Below are 19,488 nucleotides of genomic sequence, written 5' to 3'. Positions count from 1 at the left end.
TTTACGCAATTTTGAATCGCCTCGCCAGCTCGGCCTCCAGCTCCTGCACAATACGTGAGACCTCTGCAATTATCGCGTTGCGAACAGGGCGGGTAAGCTGGGAAGGAGATTTCTCCTCCACATCGCGACAGCAGCGTTGCAGCGCGTCAATTTCCAGGATCTGAGCCGAGCCGTGCAGGCGATGAATCGCCCGCTTAAAGCCAGCCCGATCGTCCTGCTCAGCCGCACGTTTTGCCGCCGCCAGGTCCTTCGCCGCCTCCCTGCGAAAGGTGGTCAGGATCTCGTCCGTCAGGGCGCGGTTGCCCTGCGTATTCGCATTCAGCAGTGAGATCTTTACATGTTGAGTGTCGGGCACCAGAGGCTGCTCAGAGGGCAGCTTACACAGCGCCTGCGCGAGGTTTTCCAGTGAGAGCGGTTTAAACAGGCACTCATTCATACCGCTCTGTAAACAGGCTTCCCGTACCTGCGGCAGGGCGCTGGCCGTTAACCCCCAGATGACCAGATCGGCCTGCTGACCGCGCAGCGCCTGGGTCAGCATGAGACCATCTCGCTTCGGCATATTAAGGTCGGTGATAAGCAGGTGATAACGCTTTTTAAGACACAGCTGCTCCGCCTCCTCGCCGTCCCGCGCTTCATCAACCTCATAGCCGAGCGCGTTCAGCTGCCTTTTGAGCAGCAGGCGGTTCACCGGATTATCATCCGCGATCAAAATCGACAGGGCCGGCAGCGGCGCCATCATCGGGCGGTCACAGCGGGCACTCACGGGCGCCGCCTCGGCGATCTCAACGGGCAGAATTATCGTCAAGGTCGTTCCCTGACCGGGCGTACTCTCCATCTCCAGCGTACCCGCCATCAGGCTGACTAATTCCCGACAAATAACCAGACCCAAACCCGAACCGATCTGCTGCCGTCCCTCTTCACCCTGAACGTAGCGGTGGAAGAGGCGTTTCTGCTCCTCCTCATCGATCCCACAGCCAGTATCACGGATAACCAGCGCCAGGCGTCCCGAGGTCCCCTTAGCCGAAATAAGTTTTGCCGACACCGCTACGCAGCCCTGAGCGGTAAATTTCAGGGCGTTGCACACCAGATTGGTGACTATTCTCCGCAGAGCATGAGGATCGAGAAGCAGCTGAATGCCCGGCGGCAGCTGCATGCTGCACGTCAGGGCAATATCTTTGTCGGCAGCTTTAATATCAAACGTACGACAAATCTCACCGATCAGCGCCGCCACATCCGTCCACTGCTCCTCGCACTGATAATTTCCGGTCTCAATTTTATCAACGTCAAGGATGTTGCCAATCAGCCCAAGCAGAGACTGCGCGGTAGCGGTGGCCAGCTCAATAGCCTCCTGACTCTGCTGCGGCGTCAGGTGCTGTCGGGAAAGCAGCTCCAGAAAGCCGACAATCGAGCTGACCGGGGTGCGTATTTCGTGGCTCATACTGGCCAGAAACTGGCTTTTGGCCTGGGTGGCGTGTATTGCTCTGTTTTTCTCGGCTTCCAGACACTGCGAAAAGGCTTCCCGGTTTGCCAGCCGCTGCTGTAACTCCCGTTCACTTTGCCCGCGCTTGTGAAATTTGTGCAGCAGAAAGTAGCCCCAAAACACAATCAGCAGAAAAATAAAGGCGGCCACCGTCAGCATCAGATAAAAGGGCTTACTGTATAAATTCCATGTCTCAATTTCGACATTGGGCATCTTTGACCATTTCCCCACCATTTGCAGTATTTCACGCGGGGGGATGACCTGTAGCGCCTTATTAAGGATCGATTGCAGTTCCGGCTCCTGGCGGGAGGTGGCGATCCCCACCAGCGCAGAGGGAATATCGGAAAGAGGGGCATAGTGCAGGTTCTGGGGATAATATCGCGACACCAGATAGTTAGCGGTAATTTCCGTGGTCACTGCGGCATCCGCGCTCCCCTCCACCACCATCGACAGCGCCATGGAAGAGTTATCGGCCAGGATCCATTTTGCGTGCGGATAGCGCGCCTTAAGCTGCTCGCTGATGGCGAAGTGGAGGGGTATCGCAATCCGCTCAAGCTGTTCCAGCCGGGCCCCCGGGCTGACACTGAGCGGGGAGACGACCACATAATGCTGGCGGATCCAGGGGAGGCTAAAGTTTATTTGCGTCTGTCTCGCCTCACTCAGGGTCGCGGCCGCGATTAAATCCCCTTCATGATTAAGCATTTTCTGCCGCATCTCCTCGTTAGAATTGACGGCGACGGGTTCAAATTGCAGGCCTGTTTGCAGAGAAATGATATTCAGTAAATCGGCACTTACCCCACGCAGCGTGTTGTTTTGATCCACCATGGAGAGCGGCGGGTAATAGCGGTTAATCAGGACGCGAAGCCTGGGATGGGCTTTGATCCAGCTCTTTTCCCTCGCCGTTAAGGATAAGGGATTATTCAGAAATGAGAGGTTGCCCCGTTCCAGCCAGTACTGCGCCAGCTGATCGTGCTGTTCATTTGAAATAGCGGAAATAAACCGGTTAAGTACCTCGTGCAGTTGCGGCTGATTAGTCCGGGTAAGAAAAACGACTCCCCGTTGCTGCCTGTTAAGATAGCGAACAATCGTCAGGGACTGCGGGAAATACTTCTCGATGTTATAGCTCGCGGTGACGTTATAGCCGAGAAAATAGTCGCTCTCACCGGTAGCGACGGAGAGTAGCGCCTGATGTTCATTGTCGTAAAATCGGAGTATGGCCTTTGGAAAGTTTTGCGCAACCGCCCGGGCGGCGGGATAGCTACGGTGAACGGCGACGGTGACCCGCTCCCGGCCCTGCGAAAGCGGTAGCGGAAGTGCACGATTTTGCGCGGCGACTAACGTAGGATGAAAAGTCATCAGCGCATGGGTGCGTTGAAACTGCTTCCCTGGCGTAACGTTGCTGTCGGGAAGAATAAGCAGCGCATCCACCTCGTTATTCTGCAATGCAGCGGAGGCCAGGGCCTGTGAGCCATATTTTTTAATCACCACGTTTATGCGCAGGCTGGAGCGCAGCAGAAACAGATAATCGGCCAGCACGCCCTGATAATCGTCGTCGGGATAATGAAAGAGAAGCGGCAAGACATCGGGCATCGCGATGCCAATAAGCAGACGATCCTTTTTTTCCAGCCAGCGAGCCTGATCCCGGTTTAAGCGGATTTCTTTCACCGGGGTGATGTAGTGCCCTTTTATTTCAACGTTACAGGGTGATTCTGCCGCAAACGACGAACACATCAAAAAGAATAATGTTATCAGGAAAAAATGGAGCTTCTGCATTATTCACCAAATTTTATTCCGCTGCGCGAAGTCATACAGTTCGATCAGAGATGAACAATCCAGTTTTTCCATTAATCGTATTTTATAGCTGCTGACGGTTTTATTACTGATAAACATTTTACTGGCGATGTCGGCGTAGCTGGTACCGTTCAGAATATAGCGCAGTACATTAATTTCCTGAGTGGAGAGGGAGTCCAGTTTTTTCTGCTCTGACGTGGCCTCACCTGAAAAGTGATCGAGAGAAAAGGGGAAGTAGCTATACCCATTACTGGCCGCTTCGACGGCGGCAATGATACTGTTCATCCCCTCTTTTTTGCTGATAAAGCCATTCGCGCCCAGTGCCGCGCTGCGCTTGCCGTAGAAGAGTTCATTCTTGGCGGAAATAACGATAATAGCCCCGGCATAGCGTCTTTTCCGCAGCTGCTCAAGCACTTCTATTCCACTGAGCGAAGGTAAGTCCACATCAATAATAACCAAATCGGGCTGGGTTATCTCCACGGTCTTCACGACCTTCGCACCATCATCCAGTTCAGAAATTACGTTGATACCCTGGGTATCAAGCAGATTGCGAATAGCAATCCGGGCAAGAGGATGATCGTCAACAACGATGGCTTTCAAAACACAATTTCCTTCTAAAAAATAAGCATGACAGAACCCTCACGGGGATATTCCGTCTTAATTAAGAAGAGTGATAGGTAAAGCTGAAGAGATGCTAAATGAAAGCGGTCATTCAAACTCAGAAGGTTACTATATCACAAACGGTAAATCCGCTGGCTCAATGAAAACTAAATGGGGCGAAATCAATTCGCCTGGATGATTATCAGTATCACCTAACGTATTTCCCGGCGTGGGTTTATCGTTAACAGAAACCGTTAACGATTTATTGATATTTTTATTCACCTGTTAAAAACCAGATTTTTCCGCGGGACGTAAGAAAAAGAATACGGCGCATACAGTATTGTCTGCTACCAAAAAAAAACGCATCCCTTAGTCTACACAGCGGTTCAAAGCGTACTAATCCTGTCATTTTACCGCCGTTGCCCTTTACTACGGCGAAAGAGAGCGTTGTGTGAAAGATTCTGGCATTGAAAAAGTTCTGTCGAAGGATAAAAAGGGCGTTATTGCCCTGCTGCTCGTTGTGCTGCTCTTAGGCGTTGCCGCCGCGGTCTATTGGCTGTTTATCATCAAAGATCGGCAAAGTACCGATGATGCCAATGTCGCGGGCAATATTAATCCCGTTTCCTCCCAGGTGGCGGGCAATGTGGTGACCATCAATTATGCTGACACCCAGAGGGTGATGAAAGGCGATGTGCTGGTAGTACTGGATGACACGGATGCGAAGATAGCCTTCAGAAAAGCACAAAGCGCGCTTGCCTGGACGGTACGCCAGATTCATCAGCTGGCCCTGCAGGATGGGCAGTATTCTGCTGATGCCGACCGGGCCGCCATCGCGCTGAATCAGACGCAAACCGATTTCAGACGCCAGCAGCAGCTCTACCAGAAAGGCCTGATCGCCCGTGAAACCCTGGAACATGCAGGCGATGCCGTGGCCAGCGATAAAGCGTCGCTGGCGGCAGCGGTACAGCTTTACCAGGCGAACAAGGCGCTTCTGCTCAACACCACGCTGCGACACAATCCGCAGGTTCTCCAGGCGGCGGATACCCTGCGTGAAGCCTGGCTTGCCCTACAGCGAACCAAAATCCGTAGTCCGGTTACCGGTTATATCGCCGGGCGCAGCGTACAGGTCGGACAAACGGTGACCGCCGGACAAACGCTGCTTTCGGTCGTTCCGCAGGATCAGATGTGGATCAATGCCAACTTCAAAGAGACGCAGCTGAATACGGTAAAAATCGGTCAGAAGGTCAATGTGGTTATTGATCTCTATGGCAGCAGCCTGGTATTTGATGGGGCAGTGGAGGGGGTCGGCATGGGGACCGGCAGCGCATTTTCACTGCTGCCGGCACAAAATGCGTCAGGGAACTGGATCAAAGTGATCCAGCGCGTGCCGGTTCGTGTGGCGCTCGATCCCCGGCAAATTCAACAATACCCGTTACGCATTGGACTTTCAGCGACGGCGACCATTTTCACCGCGGGCGGTATCTCAACGGCGGACCAGGCGCTGGCGCAGAAGGTATCGCCGATTCCGGCGTGGCGCAGTATGGCTCTGGTGCTGGATACCGCCGACATCGACCGTCAGATTGAGCAGATCATTGCTCAGAATGGAGGGCTGTAATGGCCGCCGCTGCTGAGGCTCCGGCCCCCCTGAAGGGGGGAATGCTAATCATGGTCACCGTCGGATTAGCGCTGGCAACCTTTATGCAGATGCTTGACTCGACGATCTCCAACGTGGCCATCCCGACCATTTCCGGCTTCCTTGGCGCGTCAACGGATGAAGGAACCTGGGTGATCACCTCCTTTGGCGTGGCGAACGCCATTTCGCTGCCGGTAACCGCGCGGCTCGCGCAGCGGCTCGGGGAAGTCCGGCTTTTTACACTTTCGGTGGCGCTGTTTGCGATCGCTTCACTCTGCTGTGGTCTGGCAAACAGCCTCGATCTGCTGATCGCTTTTCGCGTGATACAGGGACTGGTGGCCGGACCGTTAATCCCGCTCTCGCAAAGCCTGCTCTTGCGAAACTACCCCCCTGAAAAGCGCACGCTGGCGCTGGCGACCTGGTCGATGACGGTGATTATCGCGCCGATCTTAGGTCCGATATTTGGCGGTTACATCTGTGAGAATTATCACTGGGGATGGATTTTCTTCATCAACGTACCGATGGGTATCCTTGTCGTGGGAATGAGCGTGTTTCTGCTTAAGGGACGCGAGACGGTCACTCACCCGGTTAAGCTGAATTTTACCGGGTTAAGCCTGCTGGTGCTGGGGGTCGGAAGCCTGCAAATTATGCTCAGTAAGGGCAAAGATCTGGACTGGTTTAGCTCACCGGCGATTGTTGTTCTGGCTGCCGTTTCGGTCATTACCCTGACCTCACTGATTATTCACGAAACGCGCAGCGCAAATCCGATAGTGGATTTTACCCTGTTCAGGTCGCGCAATTTTTCGATTGGCGTACTTTGCATCGTCTGCGCCTATCTCATTTACTCCGGTGCGATCGTTCTTATGCCGCAGCTGCTCCAGGAGGCCATGGGTTACACCTCCTTATGGGCCGGACTCGCCTATGCGCCAATTGGTTTTATCCCGCTGATTCTGGCGCCGCTAATCGGCCGCTACGGTAACAGGGTGGATATGCGCCTGCTGGTCACCTTCAGCTTCATCGTCTACAGCATATGTTACTACTGGCGGGCGATCATCTTTTCCCCTGACATCACCTTTTCCGCCATTGTGTTACCGCAGTTTATCCAGGGATTCGCCATCGCCTGCTTCTTTCTGCCGCTGACCACCATTTCGCTTGCCGGACTCCCGTCAGACAGGTTTGCCAGCGCGACCAGCATGAGTAATTTTTTGCGTACGCTCTCCGGATCCATCGGCACCTCGTTAACCATTACGCTCTGGAGCCGGCGTGAAACGCTGCATCACAGCGAACTGAGCGAGTTTGTCCGGCCGGGTAATCCTGCCTGGCAGCAGACAGAGCAGGTTTTACACGGTATGGGGCTTAGCCCGGCGCAGACGCTGGCCTGGGTAGACCAGCAGATCACCCAGCAGGCGCTTATCCTCTCTGCCAATGAGATTTTTGCCCTCTCCGCCGCGGTATTTTTATTTCTTACCCTGCTGGTGTGGTTCGCAAAACCCACCCTGGAGAGGGAAAGACATTAACCCCACGATCGGGATCGCCCTCCGGGAAGGCCCGCGGCACATAACAAAGCCGGCGGCGAAGGGGCAGGTGACATCAAAGGTGGGTTTTATTGCTTCAGGGTGGGTTAAGTTTCCTGTCAGGGTCTCAGATTGGCTACCTTATGTCCGTCTCTGGCAGGGGGCCGTTGCGTGGCTCGTTGCAGCATGGCCGCAGTGGGCAAATCGCGAAGGCACTCACCTTTACTTTGGCCGGGTGAATTTTAACCCTTGCCGGGGCGCATCCTTTAGAAAAAAGGTTATTGGCTGATTATGCTCGGTTTACGTTAGTAAAAAAACGAATTTTCACGCCCGCGCTGAGACGACTTTCTCACGGATGCGATCGGAGACATTAGGGGCTGGTCGGTCAGTAGGCCCCGTAACACCCCGGATACCGTCACTTAATTCGCAGGTATCCCTTCACATTTACCCCGTCGCATCAATTAACTTCATCAATTACTGCACCTTTGTATAAGACAGTTTTAACCATCTCATTAAAAACCCCTGTACAATAGTGGTTACCGACTTCTGTCAGTCGTGGAATTTTTGTTTAGTAAATTTAACGTAATCAGGGTGATGGAATGCTTGAATTTTTTGACGTCAGTTACGATGAACTTAAAGGCGTACAGTCGGATGAGCTTTACCGCCTGCGCAAGAAAACCTTTAGCGACCGGCTGGGCTGGGACGTGGTGTGCAACAGAGATATGGAATTCGATGAGTTTGATGCCCCGGGAACGCGCTATCTTCTGGGTTTGTATGAAGGCCAGCTGATCTGTAGCGTACGTTTTACCCCTCTCGACCAGCCTAATATGATAACCCATACCTTTAAGGCCTGTTTTGAAGATGTACCGCTGCCGCCGGGTGAAAGGGAGTCGAGCCGTTTCTTTGTTGATAAGGCGCGTGCGCGTCAGCTACTGGGCGAACGTTATCCCATTAGCCAGATGCTGTTCCTGGCGATGATCAACTATGCCCGCCACTATAGCTACAATGGAATTTACACGATTGTCAGCCGGGCGATGCTGACCATCCTGAAGCGTTCCGGCTGGCAGATAAAGCCGTTAAAAGAGGCCTGGCTCAGTGAGAAAGAGCGTATTTATCTGCTCTTTTTGCCGACAGACAGGGAGAGCCAGGCGCAGATGGCCGCGAAAATTAATGCCACGATCCACGCTTCTGAGCCGTCACTTGTCAACTGGCCGATGTCACTCACGTCTACGACTGCGTCGGCGTAATCAGCTCCAGCTCAACGCCCAGCCGGATTGCCTGGCGGGCGTTACTCACCCCCAGTTTACTGACCACATTACCCATATGAAATTTGACCGTCCGTACCGAAATACCGGTAATGGTGGCGATTTCCGCATAGGTTTTTCCCATACTTGCCCAGTACAACACCTCATTCTCACGCGCGGTAAAAATAGCTTTATTGTTGCTCGCATCCGCATGTCCCCGGCCCGACGAGACGGAGTGCACCAGCCGGTACATCTGCTCGTTAATCTCTATCAGATGCATCTGCATGGTGGCGCGGTCGGTTGAAAGAAGCCCTTCCAGATGGTCCTGCACGTTGCGGTCAATAATGATCGATAACAGCGCAAGGTTGTTAAAGTGGTCATGCAGGACAAAGGTAAAGCCGTTAAGGATGTTGTACTGCTTGGACAGAGAGAATATTTTCGTAAACTTCAGGTCGGACATCAGGGTGATATTTTCGTCCCAGGCAAAGGGAGAGGTCCGTCTGAACGCAGTCAGTATCACCGGGTCGGTATGCTGGAGGTTATTGGTACGGTAAAGGTTTACCCATTCGTCAGGATAACTGGAAATAATAAGAAGATTTGATGGATTTTTCTTGCTGACGACGGTGTATGCATACTCCGGGCTGCCCAGGTGTAAAAGTTTCCTGTCGATATAATTACGGAGCGTCTCCGTTATTATCTGATTTTCCTGAAATATTGAAAACATGTGGACTCCCTGAAGGTCTGAGCTTCCCTGTTTCAGCATGGTGGTGTACTTAAGTACAGGGTGATGCAGTACTTAAGTACAACTTACGGAATCAGGCTGACTACCTATAATGGACTCCGTAAGCTAGAGGCAAAAAAAACCTGACTTCAACAGTCAGGTAGCTAATTTAGCCGACACCAGGGAAAAACCTTTCCGGGCAGACGGGGCATAAAAAAAGCACTCGCTGTCCGGAAATTCTTACCAATTTAACACCCCCAATTTGTCCTTTCAAACCGTATGGCGTGCCATCCCGATAGCCAATCTCATGCATTTTCTTAAAGTTCAAACGCTTAGCCGTGAAATTCACTGATTAATTTTTTTTGATAAAAAGCACTGCAACAGTTTGGCTCCGTTACCTGTTCCTGATGATTTCAGCCCACGACCCTCGCAGATCGTTTACCTGTGGTGATTAAGAAAATCATCATGAGCCGTACGATTTACCTTCCCTCCTTTGCGCAGGCAGGTATCATAAAATGCTTCGCTGCGCGGCTACAGGGGTTGACTCTCTCTCCCTCGCCGACAGGCAACAGGATAGTAATAAATGTGGAGATACTATGAGTAAGTCGACGTCCGTATTGTTGTTTTCAGCCATCTTATTGGGTGCCGTGCCGCTGATGTCAACGGCCTTTGCCGCAGACGCGCAGCCTGTGCAGCCTCAGGCGACCCCGGACCAACAGGCGCCTGCCACACAGTCCCCCGATCTTCAGGCCATTCCCGCACCGGCACCGCAGGGGCAAAAGCCTGCGCAGAGCCAGGACGGCGATAATACGGCGCAGCCCGATCCTGCACACCCTTATGAAATCACGTCCTTTTTTGCAGATTTCCAGCACTTTACACTCGGCAGCGTAGTACCGGACCGGTACCGTACCAAAAAATACGAGATTATCGACTGGAAAACCCGTCACCTTCCGGCACCGGACGAAGGGACCAGCTGGACCTATATGGGCGGAAACTACGTTTTGATTTCCAAAGAAGATGGCAAGATTGTAAAAGCAGAGTCGGGCGACATTTTCTACAAGCAGTAATCGCCCCACGCGGAAGCGATGCCGCCCCTCTCCCTTACTCTTCGCTTAGCGAAACCTGGCCCGCTGCGGTTGATGCGGGCCTTTAGCCGTGCCCGGAAGGCTGCGGGTCCTCTGACAGCGGGTATTTATTTTGCTGGAGCACAAACCAGGAGGGCGGAACGTGCCAGGGTGCCTGGGTCAGCTGGTCGATGCCGCGTTCAATAATGGTTGACGCCTGCTGCCATAGATCACGATCGCCGGCGGTTAGCAGGGTGATCTGTACGCGCTTCTCAACCAGATAGACGCGGGCAAAATGGGCGTTAAACTGAATAATAGACCGGGTATTATCAATAATATCAGCAAGTTTTATGGTCTGCGCATCGGCTGATGCTTTTGCCGTATGGCGAAAGTGTGCAACCTTACGCGCCGCGCGATTTTTTGCCTGAGGCTGCTGCGCGTCTGTGAGCATTTCAACCAGACTGGCAACCTCGGGGCCAAAGTGGTTTTCGATATCGGCAAGCGTGCTGGGCGTATCCTCTACCGTGTCATGCAGCCAGGCGGCGGCCAGCATGACCTCGCTGTCGGTCACGCTGCGCACCCGTTCAACCACCGCAGCCGGATGCACAATGTAAGGCTCATCGGTGTATTTTCGTCGCTGCCCCGCCTCGGCATGGGCCTTAGTGGCATAACGTCTTGCCCGCTCTTCCAGTGAATGCATCGCCAGTTACCCCCAGAGATTAAAATTTGCTTGCAATTATGTAGTGTGCTATTTATATTTTTACCATGAATATCAAACAAGATGACAAAAAAGCGAAAGACACGCCACTGTTGCTCGATCAGCAGCTCTGTTTTGCGCTTTATTCCGCCAATCTGGCGCTGCATAAACTCTATCGCCAGCTCCTGACCCGGCTTGATATTACCTATCCGCAGTACCTGGTGATGCTGGTGCTGTGGGAGCGGGACGATGTCACCGTATCGGAAATTGGCGAGCGGCTGTTCCTGGACTCCGCCACGCTGACGCCGCTGCTGAAAAGGCTGGAAGCAGCCGGACTGCTGAACCGGCAGCGCTCGCGCAAGGATGAACGTCAGGTGGTGGTCACCCTGACCGAACAGGGCAAGGCATTACGCAATAAAGCGACGGGGATCCCGGAATCGGTGCTCTCTGCGTCATCCTGTGATGACGTGACGCTACAATCGCTGAAGCAGGATTTAGAAACCCTGAGGGATAACCTCAATGGGTGAGGTACTAAGTGTAACCCTCTCCTGAGTCTGTCGGCCAGATGACGCGTTTAGCGTACTGGCCCGGATCCACGGAGGAGAGGCAACGGGATGCGCGTTATGCGCCATCCGGGTCTATAATAGTAAAAACTGGTTTATAAATCGTGCGCGATAGAATCGCACAACATATAAAATACCAACCCGCAGGAGTTTTATCATGTCTTTAGAAAAAGTCGTTTACCGTGCAAAAGCAAAAGCCACCGGTGGTCGTGATGGCCGCGCTACCTCTTCCGACAACGTACTGGATGTAAAACTGGGTGTGCCGAAAGAGATGGGCGGCGCGGGCGGAGAAGCCACTAACCCCGAGCAGCTGTTCGCGGCGGGCTACTCAGCCTGCTTCCTTGGCGCGATGAAATTTGTTGCGGGTCGCGACAAAATTGCCCTGCCTAAAGAAGCCTTCATTGAGGGCGAAGTCGGTATTGGTCCTATCCCAACCGGCTTCGGTATTGAAGCAAAACTGAACATTCATCTGGAAGGGATGGATGCAGCAGAGGCGAAGAAACTGGTCGACGCTGCGCATATTGTTTGCCCTTACTCTAATGCCACCCGCGGCAATATTGACGTGACGCTGAATATCATCAACTGATAGTTAGTGCTTACCAGGGCAGCGTCTGCTGCCCTGTATCGTTACTTTCTTTAACATAATTCTTTTCTTTTTCTCCTCGTTTATTTACTCAGCCCGACCAGACTTAACGGGCAAACGCGTTAAAACACGGTTTCCAACTCGTTCAGGAGATGAACATGATCAAGTCTCGTATTGCAGCTCTGCTGCTGGGTTCTCTGTTGGTCAGCGGCAGTACGCTGGCGGCAGACACCACCATTAAACCCACTCGCGGCACCATTGATTCCGTCAGCAACTCTGCCGTGCAGATAACCACCCGCCAGGGCGAGAAGCTGGATGTAAAAGTTACCGATCAAACCAAAGTCAACAGCGTCAGCAAAGCGCAGATGAGTGATATCAAGGCCGACAGCTATATCGGTACGGCCGCTGTGCCTATGGCAAACGGCGAGCTGAAAGCGCTGGAAGTTCACGTTTTTGCCCCGGATCTGCGCGGCAGCGGCGAAGGATTTAACCCCTTTGAATCCCCGGATGGCAAAATCAATACCATGACCAACGGCACCGTCGGCAAGCTGGTTAACAGCAATGGCCGTACGCTGACCGTTAAGGTTCACGACCAGGAAAAAACGGTCATCGTGCCTGACGATGTACCGGTGGTGCTGATTGAGCCGGGCAACCGCAGCCTGCTGAAAGCGGGCACCAAAGTTGTGCTGTTTGGCACCAAAGACGCGCAGGGCAACCTGGTGGCACGGGGCATCTCCGTGGGTAAAGATGGCCTGACGCCACCGATGTAATTTGGAGCGATTATGCCGAAATTAACCAGAAAACGCGTTCATCCCTGGCCGGTACGCCTGTGTCACTGGCTGAACGTGATGGTGATGGTCGGTATGGTCATGAGCGGGTGGGGCATCTATAACGCCTCACCGCTCTTCAGCTTCACCTTCCCAAAAGTGATGACCCTGGGCGGCTGGCTGGGCGGCAACATTGCCTGGCATCTGGCCGTCATGTGGCTGCTGTTTGCCAACGCCCTTTTTTACCTGATTTGGGGCGTAGTGAGTGGTCACTTCAAAAAGCGCTTTTTCCCGCTTTCTCTTACCCTGGCGATGAGTGAAGTCGGTCTGGCCCTGCGTTTCAAACTTCCGCATCAGCAGGGTAAGTACAATGCCGTGCAGAAGCTCCTCTATGTCGCGGTGATCCTGCTGGGCGCGCTGCTGGTGCTCTCGGGTCTGTCGATATGGAAACCTGTGCAGCTAAGCTGGCTGGTGGCGCTGTTCGGTGGCTTCGATACTGCGCGTTACGTCCATTTTTTTGCCATGAGCGGCCTGATGCTGTTCGTGGTGGTTCATGTGGTTATGGTACTGCTGGTGCCGAAAACGCTGCCGGCGATGATTACCGGCGGGCGCGGGGAGGGGTCGGGCGATGAGTGAAAAACCAAAATTAATTCTTGAGCCGGACCAGCGCAAAAAGCTGGTGAATCTCGAGCGCCGTCTGCTGATCCGCTCCGGCCTGACGCTGGGCGCCGTTTCCATGCTGACCGGCTGTAATCTTCAGGACGGTGACCAGGTGGATAAGGTGCTGTGGGCGATGTCACGCTGGAACGACCGGGTTCAGGCCTGGCTGTTCAGCGGCAGCAGGCTGGCGCAAACTTACAGCGAATCCCAGATTACCCGCCCTTTCCGCTTCAACGCGTATTATCCCGAATATAACGTACCTGACATTGATATTGCCGACTATCGCCTGGAAGTGTCCGGTAAAGTTGAAAAGAAAGCGCCCTGGACGCTGGAGCAGTTGCAGCGTCTGCCGCAAACCGGGCAGATAACCCGCCTGATCTGTATTGAAGGCTGGAGCGCCATTGGTCAGTGGAGCGGCGTACCGCTGAAAATCTTTCTGCAGCACATCGGTGCCGATTTGACGGCAAAATACGTCGGTTTTAAATGCGATGATCGCTACTATTCCAGTCTGGATATGGCGACCGCGCTGCATCCGCAGACCATCCTTGCGCTCGATTTTGATAAAAAACCCCTGCCACCCGATTTTGGCTATCCGCTGCGCCTGCGCGTACCCACCAAGCTCGGCTTCAAGAATGCCAAACATATCGCGGCGATCTTTGTCACCAACGATAACCCCGGCGGCTACTGGGAAGACCAGGGCTACAACGGCTTTAGCGGCATTTAAAGGGCGGGTCTGGAACCGGGTGAGTCTCTGTCATCTCCCGATCGCTTTTAAGATAGAGCAAGCCATTATTACGAGGGTGCAGTGTGCCGGAAGCAGTAGAGCGCCATCACCAAAAAGATGCGTCTGTTGTCGTTATTGCGGCAGCATTGCATCAAAATACTTCATCTCTTCCTGGTAGTTTCTAACAAGATCCCGGCGTGCCTGCCCGGCGCCAGCAGACTACTCTGCGGCCAGAGGTTTATCGACCCGGCAGTCGAACTCTGTTGTAATGCGCTGGTCTGATTATCGTTTAAGAACTGTTTAGGTTACGCCAGGAAAAAAAGTTTAATGAATTATATAAAGTTACTTACGCAGCAAAAGCTCTCGCTTCTGCTGGCCTTTTACATCGGTATATTTCTTAATCTATCGGTGTTTTACCGTCGATTTGACCCGTTTCTGGCCCATTTTAAAGCCTCCCAGTGGCTGTCGGCCCTCGCCGAAGTCGCGGCGATCGTCCTGCTGACATTTTTTCTGCTGCGCCTGCTCTCGCTGGGTGGCCGGCTCTTCTGGCGGCTTACGGCCAGCGCGCTGCTGCTGATATCCGTAGCGTCCAGCTATTATATGAGTTTCTTCAATGTCGTTATCGGCTATGGCATTGTCGCATCGGTCATGACCACCGATACCGACCTGTCAAAAGAGGTGATCGGCTACCACTTTATGCTGTGGATGGTGCTGGTCAGCGCGCTGCCCCTGCTGATGATCTGGCGAAACGCGCTGCGCTTTACGCTGCTCGAACAGCTCCAGACGCGCGGGCGGCGACTTGTTCCGCTGCTTACGCTGCTGCTGGCCGTCGCGCTGGTATGGCTGCCTATCCGCTATTTCGATAAGCAGCAAAACATTAATGAAAAACTGACCAATATCGATCTGCCGAGCTACGGCGGCGTGGTGGCGCACTCTTATCTGCCGTCAAACTGGCTCAGCGCGCTGGGGCTGTTTGCCTATACCAGCTTTGATGAGAAAATGGATAGTAAGGACCTGCTCGACCCGGCGAAGAAATTCACCTGGGTGGCACCCGCCGGACTGGATGATACCTACGTGGTCTTTGTGATAGGTGAAACCACCCGCTGGGATCATATGGGCATGCTGGGCTACGATCGCGACACCACGCCGAAGCTGTCGAAGGAGAAAAACCTCGTTGCCTTCCGTGGCGAGTCCTGCGATACCGCGACGAAGCTCTCCCTGCGCTGTATGTTTGTGCGTGAGGGGGGAACGGAAGAGGGGCCGGGCAGGACGCTGAAGGAACAAAACATTTTTGCCGTGCTGAAGGAACTGGGGTTCAGCTCTGAACTGTTCGCCATGCAGAGTGAAGTGTGGTTTTACAACAACACCAATGCGGATAACTTTGCATTCCGTGAGCAGATCGGTTCTGAAAAGCAGAACCAGGGCAAGTCGGTAGACGATATGCTGCTGGTGCCGGAGCTGCAAAAATCCCTTGACCGCCATCCACGGGGTAAGCATCTGGTGGTTTTACACACCAAAGGCTCACACTACCTCTATTCCCAGCGTTATCCACGTGAGTTCGCCCGTTATCAGCCTGAGTGCATGGGCGTGGATGAAACCTGTAGTAAAGCGATGCTGATCAACGCTTTCGACAACTCCGTGCTCTACACGGATACCGTTCTGGATAGCGTTATCGACCGGCTACGGGACAAAAAAGCCATTATCTTCTATGCTGCCGACCACGGCGAATCCATCAGTGAAAATATGCATCTGCACGGCACACCGCGAAATATGGCGCCGCCGGAGCAGTTTCGCGTGCCGATGATTGTTTGGGCATCCGACAAGTATCTGGCCGATGGCAATAATCAGCATGCCTTTGAGCGTCTCCAGGCCCAGCAGCGCGCCGGGAAAACGCATCGCCAGGTTGAGCTATTCGACACCATTATGGGCTGTCTGGGCTATACCTCGCCGGATGGTGGCATAAAACAGAGCAATAACTGGTGTGCTGCCCCTGGCACAGCTGCACCCGCTGAAAATAAGCCCCAGGCGACCACTGCGGGATCCTAAGCGGGCGCTAATTAACGTCGTCCGTATCATCAGGGCGGGTGGGCATCAGCCACTCGCCTCCTGCCCGCACTTAATTTGCGCTGCGTTGCCCGAACCCGCGTTAATGGATTGTTGATCATTTCCTGAACCGATGTTGCAGCATATTTAGCTGCCCGCTGAGCCATAAGGAAAGGTTATCGTTCATAAAAGAGCCAATTCATGGTTTTTTTTAAAGGTTATTTTACGGTGAAACGTGCTGGCACCGCGACAGGCTTCCCCCACTTTGGCCTGTCTGAGCGCCGTTAGCCAGGGTATTGCGCTACATTTCTATCAGAATGCTTTTTTTTATATTTGCTTGCACTTACTCACACTCTGTGTAAATACCTGAGGGTTGTATTGACGTTCCCTGTAACTGTTGACAAATTGAAGCCTGAGTGAAAAAGGATGCAGATTTGTCTGATAGTGTTTCCTGCTTCAGCGTCCCCCATCCGGTTTCATCTCATCTGGGCCGACAGGCACCGCGCCATGCCATATTCAATAAAAAACAGGCAGGCGATAAGCACACAACACCACATCACTACTGGAGCAAAAGCATGAGTAATTCCCCGTCTAAGAGAGGGATGCTGAAGGTCGGTCTGAGTCTTATCGCTCTGACCGTTGCCGCTGGCGTGCAGGCTAAGACCCTGGTTTACTGTTCAGAAGGGTCTCCTGAAGGCTTCAACCCGCAGCTGTTTACCTCCGGCACGACCTATGACGCCAGTTCTGTTCCAATCTATAACCGCCTGGTCGAATTCAAAACCGGCACGACTGAACTTGTGCCGGGCCTGGCGGAAAAGTGGGATATCAGCGAGGATGGCAAAACCTATACCTTCCATCTGCGTAAAGGCGTGAAGTGGCAAACCACCAAAGACTTTAAACCCACCCGTGACTTCAACGCTGACGACGTGGTGTTCTCCTTTGAGCGCCAGCTGGATAAAAACAACAAATATCACGGCGTCTCCGGTGGTAATTACGAATATTTTGACGGCATGGACATGCCTAAACTCATCAGCAAAGTCGAGAAGGTGGATGACAACACCGTACGCTTCGTCCTGAACCGCGCTGAGTCGCCGCTCCTTGCCGATCTGGGCATGGACTTCGCCTCAATCTTGTCAGCGGAGTACGCGGACAATATGCTGAAAGCGGGCACCCCGGAAAAAATTGACCTCAACCCGGTCGGCACCGGCCCGTTCCAGCTGCTGCAATATCAGAAAGACTCCCGCATTCTCTACAAGGCTTTCGATCAATACTGGGGCACTAAGCCAAAAATCGACCGGCTGGTGTTCTCCATTACCCCGGATGCGTCGGTGCGCTATGCCAAGCTGCAGAAGGGTGAATGCCAGATCATGCCGTACCCTAATCCAGCGGATATTGCCCGCATGAAGGAAGATAAAAATATCAACCTGATGCAGATGCCAGGGTTGAACGTCGGCTATCTGGCGTTCAATACCGAGAAAAAACCGCTGGATAACCTGAAGGTGCGCCAGGCGCTGATTACCGCCGTCAACAAGCAGGCGATTATTGATGCGGTGTATCAGGGAGCAGGGCAGACCGCTAAAAATCTGATCCCGCCTACCATGTGGAGCTATAACGATGCGGTGCAGGATTACGCGTACGATCCGGCCAAAGCGAAAGCGCTGCTGAAAGAGGCCGGGATGCCAGACGGCTTCTCCATCGACCTGTGGGCGATGCCGGTGCAGCGCCCGTATAACCCGAACGCCCGCCGTATGGCCGAGATGATTCAGAACGACTGGGCGAAAATGGGCGTTAAGGCCAAAATCGTCACCTACGAGTGGGGCGAGTATCTGAAGCGCGCCAAGGCCGGTGAACACCAGACCGTGATGATGGGCTGGACCGGGGATAATGGGGATCCGGATAACTTCTTCGCCACCCTGTTCAGCTGTGCGGCGGCGAAGGATGGTTCTAACTACTCCCGCTGGTGCTACAAACCCTTTGAAGACCAGATTCAGCCAGCCCGTGCCGAGGCCGATCACAACAAGCGCATCGAGTATTACAAGCAGGCGCAGGTTGTGATGCATGACCAGGCACCGGCGCTGATTATCGCGCACTCAACGGTGTACGAGCCGGTCAGCAAAAAAGTCTCCGGCTACGTGGTCGATCCACTCGGTAAACATCACTTCGAGAACGTCGATATTCAGGAATAAAGGTTGGGCCGGTCCGCCGGCCTGGTTCCTGAACGCTTAAGGGCCGCGCCTGTCGGCCCAATTCCATTGCTGTATCGCTCGGAAGCAAAAATGGTAAAGGCGTCCTGCGGGACGTTGCGGTGAGGTTTACCCCGCCGCTGGATGTGAGCAAATATAATCCCTCCGGCCATGAGTCGGTGGGAACTGGTGAGAGTTATTATGCTTCAGTTCATACTCCGACGTTTGGGACTTGTCATCCCAACGTTTATTGGCATCACCCTGTTAACCTTCGCGTTTGTCCATATGATCCCCGGCGATCCGGTGCTAATTATGGCAGGCGAGCGCGGAATGTCTGCGGAACGTCACGCGCAGCTTATGGCCCAGATGGGTCTGGATAAGCCGCTGTGGCAGCAATATGTCTCCTACGTCTATGGCGTGCTCCATGGCGATCTGGGCATCTCCCTGAAAAGTCGTATCCCCGTCTGGCAGGAATTCGTTCCACGCTTCAAGGCGACCCTTGAGCTGGGTATCTGCGCCATGCTGTTTGCCGTGGCGGTGGGGATCCCGGTGGGCGTGCTGGCGGCGGTAAAACGCGGCTCCATTTTCGATCACACCGCCGTTGGCATCTCCCTGACCGGCTACTCCATGCCGATATTCTGGTGGGGAATGATGCTGATTATGCTGGTCTCGGTGCAGCTCAACCTGACGCCAGTATCCGGGCGAGTTGGTGACACGGTCTTCCTGGACGACAGTAAACCGCTTACCGGTTTTATGCTGATCGACACCCTTTTCTGGGGCGAGGCCGGGGATTTCAAAGACGCCGTTATGCATATGATCCTGCCGGCCATTGTGCTCGGCACCATTCCGCTGGCGGTCATCGTGCGCATGACGCGCTCGGCCATGCTGGAGGTGTTGGGGGAGGACTATATTCGTACCGCACGTGCCAAGGGGCTGACCCCGATGCGGGTCATCGTGGTACACGCCCTGCGCAACGCGATGCTGCCCGTGGTCACCGTCATCGGTCTGCAGGTGGGTACGCTGCTGGCAGGCGCCATCCTGACCGAAACGATTTTCTCCTGGCCAGGGCTGGGTCGCTGGCTGATCGATGCGCTCCAGCGCCGCGACTACCCGGTTGTACAGGGGGGCGTACTGATGGTGGCGACGCTGATTATTCTGGTCAACCTGCTGGTTGATGTGCTTTACGGCGTGGTTAACCCGCGCATTCGTCACAGGAAATAG

16 protein-coding genes are annotated in these 19,488 nt (G+C 53.7%); 12 read left to right on the top strand and 4 right to left on the bottom strand.

The window, feature by feature from the left end:
* Position 1 precedes the first annotated feature (1 nt).
* Positions 2-3,253, bottom strand: coding sequence for a transporter substrate-binding domain-containing protein (locus AAGR22_RS21275; protein WP_345829484.1), 3,252 nt, complete (start codon positions 3,251-3,253; stop codon positions 2-4).
* A 3-nt stretch (positions 3,254-3,256) separates the two neighbouring features.
* Complete coding sequence (gene evgA / locus AAGR22_RS21270) at positions 3,257-3,871, bottom strand: acid-sensing system DNA-binding response regulator EvgA (protein ID WP_067700380.1); 615 nt, start codon at positions 3,869-3,871, stop codon at positions 3,257-3,259.
* A 451-nt stretch (positions 3,872-4,322) separates the two neighbouring features.
* On the opposite strand from evgA, the gene AAGR22_RS21265 reads away from it, so the two are divergent.
* The 3 genes from AAGR22_RS21265 to AAGR22_RS21255 all read left to right on the top strand — a co-directional run bounded on the left by AAGR22_RS21265 (position 4,323) and on the right by AAGR22_RS21255 (position 8,265).
* Complete coding sequence (locus tag AAGR22_RS21265) at positions 4,323-5,486, top strand: EmrA/EmrK family multidrug efflux transporter periplasmic adaptor subunit (protein ID WP_345829481.1); 1,164 nt, start codon at positions 4,323-4,325, stop codon at positions 5,484-5,486.
* Positions 5,486-7,021: a DHA2 family efflux MFS transporter permease subunit gene (locus AAGR22_RS21260; RefSeq protein WP_345829480.1), complete on the top strand. Its 1,536-nt coding sequence runs from the start codon at positions 5,486-5,488 to the stop codon at positions 7,019-7,021. The genes AAGR22_RS21265 and AAGR22_RS21260 overlap by 1 nt, the downstream gene beginning before the upstream one ends.
* Before the next feature lie 596 nt (positions 7,022-7,617).
* Positions 7,618-8,265: an acyl-homoserine-lactone synthase gene (locus tag AAGR22_RS21255; protein WP_345829479.1), complete on the top strand. Its 648-nt coding sequence runs from the start codon at positions 7,618-7,620 to the stop codon at positions 8,263-8,265.
* Here the strand turns inward: AAGR22_RS21255 and AAGR22_RS21250 are convergent.
* On the bottom strand, positions 8,246-8,986 hold the full coding sequence (locus tag AAGR22_RS21250) for a LuxR family transcriptional regulator (protein ID WP_067700371.1): 741 nt from the start codon (positions 8,984-8,986) through the stop codon (positions 8,246-8,248). The genes AAGR22_RS21255 and AAGR22_RS21250 overlap by 20 nt on opposite strands.
* A 593-nt stretch (positions 8,987-9,579) precedes the next feature.
* Between AAGR22_RS21250 and AAGR22_RS21245 the strand changes: the two genes are divergently transcribed.
* A complete protein-coding gene (locus AAGR22_RS21245) occupies positions 9,580-10,050 on the top strand; it encodes an RcnB family protein (protein WP_345829478.1) in 471 nt (156 codons plus the stop codon).
* Between the two features lie 82 nt (positions 10,051-10,132).
* On the opposite strand, the gene AAGR22_RS21240 is transcribed toward AAGR22_RS21245, so the two are convergent.
* Positions 10,133-10,747, bottom strand: a complete 615-nt coding sequence (locus AAGR22_RS21240; RefSeq protein WP_345829476.1) for an HD domain-containing protein — start codon at positions 10,745-10,747, stop codon at positions 10,133-10,135.
* A gap of 65 nt (positions 10,748-10,812) precedes the next feature.
* Here AAGR22_RS21240 and AAGR22_RS21235 point away from each other — a divergent pair, with 65 nt between their 5' ends.
* From AAGR22_RS21235 to dppB, 8 genes are all read left to right on the top strand, one after another.
* Positions 10,813-11,271 carry a MarR family transcriptional regulator gene (locus AAGR22_RS21235; protein ID WP_067700362.1) on the top strand — a complete coding sequence of 153 codons (459 nt, stop codon included), beginning with the start codon at positions 10,813-10,815 and terminating at the stop codon, positions 11,269-11,271.
* 193 nt (positions 11,272-11,464) lie between these two features.
* A complete protein-coding gene (locus AAGR22_RS21230; protein ID WP_067700358.1) occupies positions 11,465-11,893 on the top strand; it encodes an organic hydroperoxide resistance protein in 429 nt (142 codons plus the stop codon).
* Positions 11,894-12,048: 155 nt separating this feature from the next.
* The gene (locus AAGR22_RS21225; protein WP_067700355.1) at positions 12,049-12,660 is read left to right on the top strand and encodes a hypothetical protein; all 612 of its coding nucleotides are present in this window, start codon (positions 12,049-12,051) and stop codon (positions 12,658-12,660) included.
* Between the two features lie 12 nt (positions 12,661-12,672).
* On the top strand, positions 12,673-13,293 hold the full coding sequence (locus AAGR22_RS21220; protein WP_345829473.1) for a cytochrome b/b6 domain-containing protein: 621 nt from the start codon (positions 12,673-12,675) through the stop codon (positions 13,291-13,293).
* A complete protein-coding gene (locus AAGR22_RS21215) occupies positions 13,286-14,041 on the top strand; it encodes a molybdopterin-dependent oxidoreductase (protein WP_067700349.1) in 756 nt (251 codons plus the stop codon). The genes AAGR22_RS21220 and AAGR22_RS21215 overlap by 8 nt, the downstream gene beginning before the upstream one ends.
* 327 nt (positions 14,042-14,368) lie before the next feature.
* Complete coding sequence (gene eptB / locus AAGR22_RS21210; RefSeq protein WP_345829470.1) at positions 14,369-16,087, top strand: kdo(2)-lipid A phosphoethanolamine 7''-transferase; 1,719 nt, start codon at positions 14,369-14,371, stop codon at positions 16,085-16,087.
* 572 nt (positions 16,088-16,659) lie between these two features.
* A complete protein-coding gene (gene dppA, locus AAGR22_RS21205; protein ID WP_345831638.1) occupies positions 16,660-18,270 on the top strand; it encodes a dipeptide ABC transporter periplasmic-binding protein DppA in 1,611 nt (536 codons plus the stop codon).
* Between the two features lie 198 nt (positions 18,271-18,468).
* Positions 18,469-19,488: a dipeptide ABC transporter permease DppB gene (dppB, locus tag AAGR22_RS21200; protein ID WP_345829468.1), complete on the top strand. Its 1,020-nt coding sequence runs from the start codon at positions 18,469-18,471 to the stop codon at positions 19,486-19,488.

It is taken from the genome of Erwinia sp. HDF1-3R, from assembly GCF_039621855.1.
GTDB lineage: Bacteria > Pseudomonadota > Gammaproteobacteria > Enterobacterales > Enterobacteriaceae > Erwinia.
The sequence above is the reverse complement of the archived record's forward strand: the minus strand, read 5'-3'. Positions and strand labels throughout refer to the sequence as shown.